The sequence below is a fragment of the Clostridium bowmanii genome (assembly GCF_018861315.1).
In the GTDB taxonomy this organism is placed as follows: Bacteria; Bacillota; Clostridia; order Clostridiales; family Clostridiaceae; genus Clostridium_AD; species Clostridium_AD bowmanii.
Window position 1 is genome coordinate 1 of the sequence record NZ_JAHLDL010000063.1, and the last position, 9,976, is coordinate 9,976.

6 protein-coding genes, 1 tRNA gene and 1 pseudogene are annotated in these 9,976 nt (G+C 31.9%); 1 reads left to right on the top strand and 7 read right to left on the bottom strand.

From position 1 onward, the window contains the following. Positions 1-198: 198 nt before the first annotated feature. From KPL51_RS22320 to KPL51_RS22345, 6 genes and pseudogenes are all read right to left on the bottom strand, one after another. Positions 199-633 (bottom strand): carbohydrate ABC transporter permease, encoded by a 435-nt coding sequence (locus tag KPL51_RS22320; RefSeq protein ID WP_216166519.1) that lies wholly within the window; start codon positions 631-633, stop codon positions 199-201. Next, complete coding sequence (locus tag KPL51_RS22325) at positions 634-1,671, bottom strand: LacI family DNA-binding transcriptional regulator (protein ID WP_216166509.1); 1,038 nt, start codon at positions 1,669-1,671, stop codon at positions 634-636. It lies immediately after the preceding gene. Between the two features lie 200 nt (positions 1,672-1,871). Continuing rightward, positions 1,872-4,304, bottom strand: a pseudogene (locus tag KPL51_RS22330) (glycoside hydrolase family 94 protein). A gap of 218 nt (positions 4,305-4,522) precedes the next feature. Further along, positions 4,523-5,416, bottom strand: coding sequence for an MBL fold metallo-hydrolase (locus tag KPL51_RS22335; protein WP_216166511.1), 894 nt, complete (start codon positions 5,414-5,416; stop codon positions 4,523-4,525). A gap of 350 nt (positions 5,417-5,766) precedes the next feature. Continuing rightward, a complete protein-coding gene (gene sstT, locus KPL51_RS22340; protein WP_216166513.1) occupies positions 5,767-7,011 on the bottom strand; it encodes a serine/threonine transporter SstT in 1,245 nt (414 codons plus the stop codon). A 311-nt stretch (positions 7,012-7,322) separates the two neighbouring features. Then, the gene (locus tag KPL51_RS22345) at positions 7,323-7,898 is read right to left on the bottom strand and encodes a redoxin domain-containing protein (RefSeq protein ID WP_216166515.1); all 576 of its coding nucleotides are present in this window, start codon (positions 7,896-7,898) and stop codon (positions 7,323-7,325) included. 399 nt (positions 7,899-8,297) lie between these two features. Between KPL51_RS22345 and KPL51_RS22350 the strand changes: the two genes are divergently transcribed. Then, a tRNA-Leu gene (locus tag KPL51_RS22350) sits at positions 8,298-8,382 on the top strand. A 145-nt stretch (positions 8,383-8,527) separates the two neighbouring features. Here KPL51_RS22350 and KPL51_RS22355 read toward each other — a convergent pair. Continuing rightward, positions 8,528-9,232, bottom strand: coding sequence for a phosphatase PAP2 family protein (locus tag KPL51_RS22355; RefSeq protein ID WP_216166517.1), 705 nt, complete (start codon positions 9,230-9,232; stop codon positions 8,528-8,530). Positions 9,233-9,976 lie beyond the last annotated feature (744 nt).

Genomic DNA, 9,976 nt, shown 5'->3' on the forward strand with positions numbered 1-9,976 from the left:
AAAGAATGTACTTAGAGAATAACTCTAGGTCGGTAGCTTAGTTTAATATAAATAATTACTAAATTTACCATTGTTCGTGTTTCTTAATGGTCTTTTTGTTGTGCATTAAAATTAATAACTATTTTTTTGAATTTATAGTTGACTTTAATTAGCTGGTCTATTCAAATACTCATGTTATAAAATAAATTGGTATAAAAGTTATCCCTTTACTCCACCTACTGTAAGACCCCCTACTATTTTCTTTGATAAGAAAATAAAGGCTATCATTATAGGTACATTAGAGATAGCTACACCTGCAAAAACTGCACCATATTCTGTCTTGTATGTTCCTCTAGCAAGCATTACCATTATAGGAAGAGTAAATTTTTTAGGATCAAATAACAATATAAGTGGTATTAAGAAATTGTTCCAAGTTTGAATAAATGTAAATATAGACATTGTAGCCACACTTGGGAATATCAAAGGCAAAACTATCTTGTTAAATATTTTAAATTCGTTGCACCCATCTATTCTAGCAGCTTCTATAAGTGAACCACTAATTGCACCATCCGTATATCCTTTGATAAAAAATACCAATGCTGGTGTTGCAATAGCGGGTATTATTAATGGTATATACGAATCAAGTAAGACAATTTACTTTGGAGTCTTACATGAATTTCTTTTGACTAAGTCAATAGGCAATGTATAATTTGCTGAAAAATTCGAATCGTTCTCGATGGATGTTATTAGTGTATTTGTTGCTATTGAAGCCATTTCTAGAAGATTCATTTTTACAGTTGTTAGGGACGGACTTATATACCTTGCAACCTCAATGTCATCAAAACCTATTATAGAAATATCTTCTGGCACTTTTAAATTAGTTTCTTTAATTGCATTCAATGCCCCTATGGCCATGTTATCATTTCCACAAAATATTGCAGTGGGAATTTCCTTTTGAAGCAATTTCTTTGTAGCATTATACCCTCCACTGATGGTAAAATCACCCTTAACAATGAAATTATTTTTTATAGGAATTCCTGCATCTGTTAATGCTTTTTTATAAGCATCCAGTCTTTCAATGCCAGATAAATTTTCTGATATTCCAATTATGTGTGCGATTTTTGAATGACCAAGCTCTATTAAATAATTAGTGGCTTTATATGCTCCACAATAATTATCAGCATTTACAATTATGCACTTTGAATAAACTTCTTCATCTAATTTCACAGATTGGTCGAGTAGCGCAACCCTATACCCAGAACGTATAATATCTTTTATTTCTGACTCTCCATTTTTTTCTCCAATAAAAATCCCACCTGATATTGTCTTATTATAAAAAGTTTCTTTTACTTTTTTATAATCCTTTTGTTTACTTACTATAGAAACAAGTACGTTATAACCCAATTTGCTTGCATTATCTATAACTGATCCGAGAAATGGTGAAAAGTAAGAACTACCAGTAACCTGTTTGCCGTTGGAATCTACCTTCATGTCAATTATAAAAAGGCCAATCACCCTATTCTTAGCTCCTGCAAGCATTCTAGCTGATGCGTGAGGTACATAATTATTTTCCCTGATTATTTCTTGTATTCTTTTTCTAGTTTCTTCTGGAACATTATCATAATTATTAATTACTCTTGAAACAGTGCTTCTTGAAACTCCTGCGATTTTTGCTATGTCTATACTGTTCATATCCGCACCCCTCATACAATGTATTAAACGCGTGTTTATTGTATAATAATACCTTATTTTCTAATGCTTTTCAAGTGCCTATAAGTTGATTCTCCTTTAAATAACCTACTTTAAATGGCATTTTCTTCATTTATATCAAAATTGCTCTGTTTCTTTAAAAATCGTTTACATATTTTTGTTATTGAATTTCCAAGTATCAGTTATTTACCCATTTCTATTTTATGTGTAGCCCCATCACCAAACACAGGAAGTATTTTCTGATTTATAAGTTTTCCATCTACTATTATTTTTTTAACACCCTTTGAAACATGTTGCGGATTTTTAACTTCAATACTGTAGGTGTCCCCCCTATATACTCTTTTAACCTTAAACCCATCCATTGCACTTGGAATACAAGGATTTACACTAAGTCCATCATATTCAGGAATAACTCCCAATATCCACTGAGTAATTGCAAAGTAATTCCATGCGGCTGTGCCTGTAAGCCAAGAATTTTTAGCTTCTCCATATCTCACTGCATCTCTTCCCGCTACCATTTGTGAATAAACATAAGGCTCGGTCCTATGGATTTCACTTATTTCCTCAACATAGGCTGGAGCTATTTTTTTATATAAATCAAAGGCTCTATCTCCTCTGCCTAAAACTGTTTCAGCAATCATTATCCATGGGTTATTGTGGCAGAAGATGCCCCCATTTTCCTTATATCCAGGTGGATAAGATGAAATTTCACCAATGTTTACATCATATTTACTATAAGATGGCGACTAAAGCATAATACCATATTTAGTGTCCAATCTTTCCGCAACTGAATCTAATGCTTTCAATGCTAATCCCTCTTCAACACCAATACCTGCCATTACGCAGAAGCCCTGCGATTCAATATATATCTGACCTTCTTCACATTCTTTACTACCCACTTTATTCCCAAAAGCATCATATGCTCTTAAAAACCACTCTCCATCAAAACCTTTTTCTATAACTGCCTTTTTCATTTCATCAATATGATTTTGGGCTATTATAGCTTCTTTATTTAAGCCTCGCCTCTTGCATAACTCTACATATTCAGGTCCAATAAAAACAAACATTCCAGCTATAAGTACTGATTCTGCAACTCTACCATCTGGATCTCCGAAAGTTTGAAAAGATTCGTCAGGTTCTTTAGAAAAACAATTTAAATTCAAACAATCATTCCAGTCAGCTCGCCCGATTAAAGGAAGTCCATTAGGTCCAAGATTATTAATAACATGATAAAAAGAACGTTTTAAATGCTCCATTAAGGTACCCTTTATATTATCATCACAATTGAAAGCCACTTGTTCATTAAGTATATTAAAATCTCCGGTTTCTTTTACATAGGCAGCCGTACCTAAAATCAGCCATAATGGATCATCATTAAAACCTCCTCCAACTTCAAAGTTACCTTTTTTAGTTAGTGGTTGATATTGATGATAAGCTCCACCATCTTCAAATTGTGTTGCAGCAATATCTAATATTCGCTGGCGCGCTCTACCCGGAATTTGATGTACAAATCCAAGTAAATCCTGATTAGAATCCCTAAATCCCATACCTCTTCCTATTCCGGACTCAAAATATGATGCACTTCTAGACATATTAAAAGTTACCATGCACTGATACGGATTCCATATATTTACCATACGGTTTAACTTATCATCCTCACTACTTATACTGTATTTTGACAATAAATTTAACCAATACTTACTTAGTTCCTCCATGCCATCTTCTACCTGAATATCGCTACAAAATTTACCTATCATAGCTTTAGCCTTAGTCTTATTAATAACACCAGTACGTTCCCATTTATCGTCTTCTTCATTTTCTACATATCCAATTATAAAAATCAAACTTGTTTCCTCACCCGGTTTAAGGGTTAACACCTTACTATGCGAGGCTACTGGTGACCATCCACTAGCTACAGAATTATTGGACTTACCCTTAGTTACTACTTGTGGTGAATCAAACCCATTATACAATCCAAGAAATGACTCTCTATCACTATCAAATCCATCTATGTCTGTGTTGACACTGTAGAATGAATAGTGATTGCGTCTTTCTCTATATTCAGTTTTATGATAAATCACAGAATCATCTATTTCTACTTCACCAGTACTAAAGTTTCTTTGGAAGTTAGTCATATCATCATAAGCATTCCATAAGCAGAACTCAATAAATGAAAAAACTGTAATTTCCTTTGTTTCACTTGAAGTGTTCTTTATTTTAAGTCTATTTACTTCACCGTGATACTTTAAAGGGACAAACATTAATTGTTCTACTTCAATACCGTTTCTTTGACTTCTAATCTTAGTGTATCCAAGTCCATGCCTACATTCATAGGAATCTAATTCGGTTTTTACTGGCATGTATCCGGGTGTCCAAACATCTCCACCATCATTTATATAATAGTATCTTCCCCCATTATCAACTGGTGCACTATTATATCTATATCTAGTTAGCCGTCGTAGCCTAGCATCCTTATAAAAACAATACCCACCGCTAGTATTTGAAACTAGCGAGAAAAAATCCTCTGTTCCAAGATAATTAATCCAAGGATACGGAGTCTTAGGAGTAGTTATAACATACTCTTTTTTTAGATCATCAAAATAACCAAATTTCATTCTTCATCCCCACTATATTTGTACAATTCTATACTATATAGAATCCATAAATATATCAATTATCATAGGAGCTAGAATTACCTCTATTAATTAGATTACATCTAATTAACGCGCGTTTTTATGATATTTAACAGTTTTTTAAGTTTATTTAAAAAGCTACAGAATACACCTAAGTATATTCTGTTAGATTGTGGATGATCACAACATTATATAAATGCTTATGCTCTAGAATATTTAAGAAATCCTTCATGCATATTTAATACTAACTTTCCTGTTTCATTCAAATATTCCACATAAGATCCTAACATTCTTTCTATCATAGTATATTTATATTTACTATTTACATGAATATTAAATTTTTTAATAACCGCATTCAGAATATCGTCCCTTGTCATTGAAGCATCTATGACATCGTATACTCTTATAGCTCTATTCTTATAGAAATCTATATTGTCTGTTATAAGTTTTGTAATATCATCATACATCCCTTTGTGTGCCACTACATATCTGCTACAATTTAAGTCATAAAGCTTTAATTTACTCTTCAAATCCTCACTGAGTATAAAAGCATAAGGCATTTTAGCCCCCCTCATAACTTCATAGCTTATAAGTGCATCTCCTAAATACGCAACATCATCAGGAGTAATAATACATACATGTGCAGGACTATGCCCGGGTGTATGAATAATTTTAAATTCAATACCTTGAACAGATATTATATCTTGGTTGTCAAAAATCATAATATCTGTTTTACAGACCATATGACCAAAATGCTCTGTGACCTCGGATAATGTTTGGCTATTATAATAAAGCTTTAGATTCATTGTTGAACTGCAAATAAGAGCTTCATAGGCTGGCATAGCTATAATACAATTATACTTTTCCTTCAAATATGCATTATTCCCTACATGATCTACATGGGCATGAGTACATATTATACCAACTACCACAAGGTTGTTTTTTTCCAGAATTTCATCTATTCCTTCTCTTTCACCTTTTGCCCATCCTGAATCAAGCATAATAATTTCTTTTTGATTAATTTTATAAAAAGGTATGTATAACATGCCGGTATCAATACAGAATGTATTTCCCTTAATTTTTTTTATTTCCATGATTTTCTTTAGCGAGAGTATGTGCTACAAGTACACAAAAACACTAAATGCCCACTTCCTTTCTTATCTACTCATTTATGTGTATTCCATATTGATGGAGACCTCAATGATTCACAATTAATTTTAATCATAAATAAACATATAATCTATTATATCAAAGTTCCAACATTGTTTCCATATAAACACATTTTCACTAAGTGATGCAAGCATATTCAACCTACAACGAAACAAATTTCATTCAAAAAAAAGTCCCCTATAGCAGATTATAAATTGCCATAGGGAGCTTCAGTAGGTGTAAAACTAACACCGTAATTTATTTTTTATTTATTAATAATGTCTTTTTTTCTAATTTATGCCACTCTTTTCTTTATGATGATTTCTTTTCCTTCTTTACGCCACTTAGCAAATTCAGCTGTTGCTGTGAAAAGTGCATCTGTAGATGAGTTAAGTGCTGTTTCGCAAGAGTCTTGTATAACACCTACGATAAAGCCTATACCAACTACCTTCATGGCAATGTCATTTGGAATTCCGAATAAGCTACAAGCTAGAGGAATTAATAATAACGAACCACCAGCTACGCCTGAAGCTCCGCATGCCGCTACAGCCGAAAGTATACTGAGGATTAATGCCGTAGGCATATCTACTTTAATTCCAAGTGTGGTAACCGCAGCAAGTGTCAAAACAGAAATAGTAACAGCTGCACCAGCCATATTGATGGTAGATCCTAATGGAATAGATACTGAATACGTATCCTTATCTAAACCCAGGTCTTCACACAAGGTCATATTTACAGGGATGTTTGCAGCTGAGCTACGTGTAAAGAACGCAGTAATACCACTTTCCCTTAAGCATTTAAACACAAGTGGATATGGATTTTGACGAATATTAACGTACACAATAATTGGATTGACAACAAGAGCCACAAAGACCATACACCCGAGAAGAACTGCTAGTAACCGTCCATAGCTTAGCATGGCGCTAACTCCGCTTGTTGCAATAGCATCAAATACTAGACCCATGATTCCAAGTGGTGCAAAGTTTATTACCCATTTAACCATTTGAGTCAATGCATCTGAAAAATTTGTAATCATAGTTTTTGTAGTATCCGGTGCATTTTTCAAGGCAAAACCAAGAACTAATGCCCAAGACAATATACCAATATAATTGGCATTAAAAAGTGCTTTCACTGGGTTATCAACAATATTTAACAGTAATGCTTTAAGAACCTCAACTATACCACCAGGTGGTGTTACATTCTTAACACCTTCTACTGAAAGTGTTAATACTACTGGGAATATAAAGCTTGCAATAACCGCTACAAGTCCAGCTAAGAATGTTCCTAGAAGATAAAGGACTATAATAGATTTCATATTGGTTTCATGACCACTTCTATGTTGAGAAATGGCTCCCATTACCAAGAAGAATACCAATATTGGTGCAATCGATTTTAAAGCACCTACAAATAAAGAACCAAAAATGACGATTGGTTTTGCTTGTTCTGGAACCGTTACAGCCAAGATAATACCAACAACCAAACCTACAATTATTCGTTTTACTAAACTCATTTTATTCCAACTATTCATTAGTTTTTTCATAAGCTTTTTTCCTCCTATAGTTATGATAGAAACAAACTACGCACAGCTACTTTAGATGCCTACTATGGTACTGGTTATGCCTAATAAACCTGCGATAAAAATATTTTACCACAAATTACAACTCATGTGAAGCAAAAATTTAATGTGATTATAGATATTCTTTTGCACAATAATGATTCTTATACATTTATTTCAAGTATAATGATTTTATACCATAAAGCACTATATTATTCTTTTAAACTACAAAACAAAACACCAGTTACAAATGTAGCCGGTGTATAGAAAATATTAATTAAATTACCTGATTTAATTTACATGTTTTGCATTTTGGAATTGCTAAGTACAGTGTCTATAGGTTTCCCTCCAATGTTTAAGGCTTCATCGCTACGTTCGTTAATATAAGTTTTTTCAATATAAGTTTTTTTATTATTCTCCTCATCTCCATGTTCTTCAGTTACAGGAATATGATTCTTCTTTAATTCATCTATCAAATTATCAATATCTAATGCCATATCTGCTGATTCAGTACTAGATTCATATCTTTTAACTATATTACCATTACAATCAATGAGGAATTTTGTAAAATTATTTTCTACTAGATTTTCTTCCAGGCTTTCTTGGTAGCTTTCCTTAAGAAACTCATTAAATTTTTTTTCATTAGGCGGATCTAATTCAAAGCTTTTAAAATCTCCTTTATTAGTTGGATAGCCAATTATTTCAAAGTCTTCATCCTTATACTGTTCATAAAGTGTCTCCAAGCCCTCGTACTGTGGTGTAACACCAGACTGCCTTTCCATATCAACTATAACTAGTACCTTTCCCCTATATTGTTCCAGAGATGCTTCCTTGCCATCCATTGTAATTGCTTTAAAATCATAAATTGACATTTATATCCCTCCATTTTATATATATTTAATTACTTTCGTTAATTTCGTTAATTTCACTACATGAATATAATATTCTTATGATTGGCATGAACCGGCTTTTTTAGTTTTTTAAGAAAATTTAGAATATTCTAACTCAAATATAACACTCATTCCATTATATTTCAACATTTTTAGACAATTATTTTTACTAATGCTTTAACTAAAAAATAATACAATATTTCAAGGAAGCTTATAAACTCTTCAATTTTTAATTTTAATAAAAATATTATATTGACATGTATACGGTTAAATGATATTATAATTTAAATTAATGAAATTTTTACCATCAGTTATCTGTTCAAAATATCTTGTTTTTACGATGGTGCAAAAAGAATTAATTAACCTAAGTGTCCCTACTATGCAGATGTGGCGGAATTGGCAGACGCACTAGACTTAGGATCTAGCGCTTTACGGCGTGCAGGTTCAATTCCTGTCATCTGCACCAAAAAAGCAGTCATTTTATGACTGCTTTTTTATTTTCAAATTTATTGTTGTATATTCTACAAATATTGAAGCTCCATCACAAAAAATATTAAAACCTATTAACCATTACCATTACTAGTAGGTTTCTATCATTCGCCTCATGGTAGTTAAATAATACTTTTTAATATTTCCATGCAGGAATGTAAAAATAGTCTACTGCTATTAAACAAATCTGCAATTTGATAAGTTATTAGAAACATTAAAGCATAAAAAAGACTTGGTACTTTTTCACTGAATTTTAAAATTGGCCTAGAGATTTTATTACATACAATACTTTGGTTTGCTGCCCAGCCAATAACTATTCCAATTAAAGCACCACAAATAATATCAGTAGGGTAATGAAACCCTAAATATATTCTTGGAAATGCAATAAATATAATTGTATATATAAATGCTAATATTCCAAGTTTTTTTGTAATGTAAAAAAATCCAGTTACCAAAGTAAAAAATAATACTGCATGATCACTTGGAAATGAGCTCCAGTTGGTTAAAGCCGTGGGTTTTATTCCATAAGGCAACACAAAATTTAAAGCCACTTCATGGAGAGGCCTTTCTCTATATGGAAGTGAAACTGACAGAATCCTTGCTAATAGCATTGCAATAAAACAACTTAATATTATAGAAATAATATGTTCTCTTATATCAGCTTGGTCATCACTATTTTCAAACCAAAACCACCATATAAATATAGCAAAAATACCTCCCTTTACCAAGTTATTTTCTGCTATAAAAGTGAAAGAATTATCAATTGTTATAGAGTGATGAGCAAATTTGTTTAAAAAGTTAATTATTGTTGAATCGAAAGAATTCATGTTGAACCTCCTAATAAAGTAGTGAAAATGTTATGCGTCAACAGGTTTTATATATATATATATGTCAAAAGACATAATAAATTATATTAAGACATAATTAATCATAATAAGACATATTCTATTATATATTAGCAAACAAATATTGTCCACTCCCACACTAATTCATATAATGGGTCATGTCAACCACAAAAAATAACACCATATTCAACAAGGTGTTATTTTTTCATACTAAATATTGTAGTTTTAATGGTTAATTTATTTAAGACCCTAATATTTGCATTATAGCCTGGACCAATAGCACAATAGTTAATACAATTAAAATAACTATTGTAATGGAAAATTTTTCAAAATTATAGTCTTTGAATCCACTGTTAGTTTTTACTTTGGCAGTGGTTACGTGAGGACTTTTTCATTCATTAATAACTCCAAGATCAGTTAGTCTTCCAATAAATTTCATATCTTGCGTGTATACCTTATTCCCTAAAATTCTGCTTAGATAAAAATTATTTTTCATATTACATTCCTCCTTTTAGGAAGGGATGTAATATCATTTATAAAATAATTTAATAGAGTGCCATCCATTCCAACATATTAAATTTTTTTTGTGCTTGGGACCATTGTCCATTAAATAATCACACTCCTCATTAATTTAAAAATCAAGTAGGAGGCTAATCATTATTTGATTAGCCGACCTCTTACACCACCGTGCGTACCGTTCGGTACACGGCGGTTCAATAGAAATTA

Coding starts and splice junctions, on each gene's coding strand:
- sstT (WP_216166513.1), bottom strand. CDS start 7,011: ATGAAAAAACTAATGAATAGTTGGAATAAAATGAGTTTAGTAAAACGA.
- KPL51_RS22345 (WP_216166515.1), bottom strand. CDS start 7,898: ATGTCAATTTATGATTTTAAAGCAATTACAATGGATGGCAAGGAAGCA.
- KPL51_RS22335 (WP_216166511.1), bottom strand. CDS start 5,416: ATGGAAATAAAAAAAATTAAGGGAAATACATTCTGTATTGATACCGGC.
- KPL51_RS22355 (WP_216166517.1), bottom strand. CDS start 9,232: ATGAATTCTTTCGATTCAACAATAATTAACTTTTTAAACAAATTTGCT.
- KPL51_RS22325 (WP_216166509.1), bottom strand. CDS start 1,671: ATGAACAGTATAGACATAGCAAAAATCGCAGGAGTTTCAAGAAGCACT.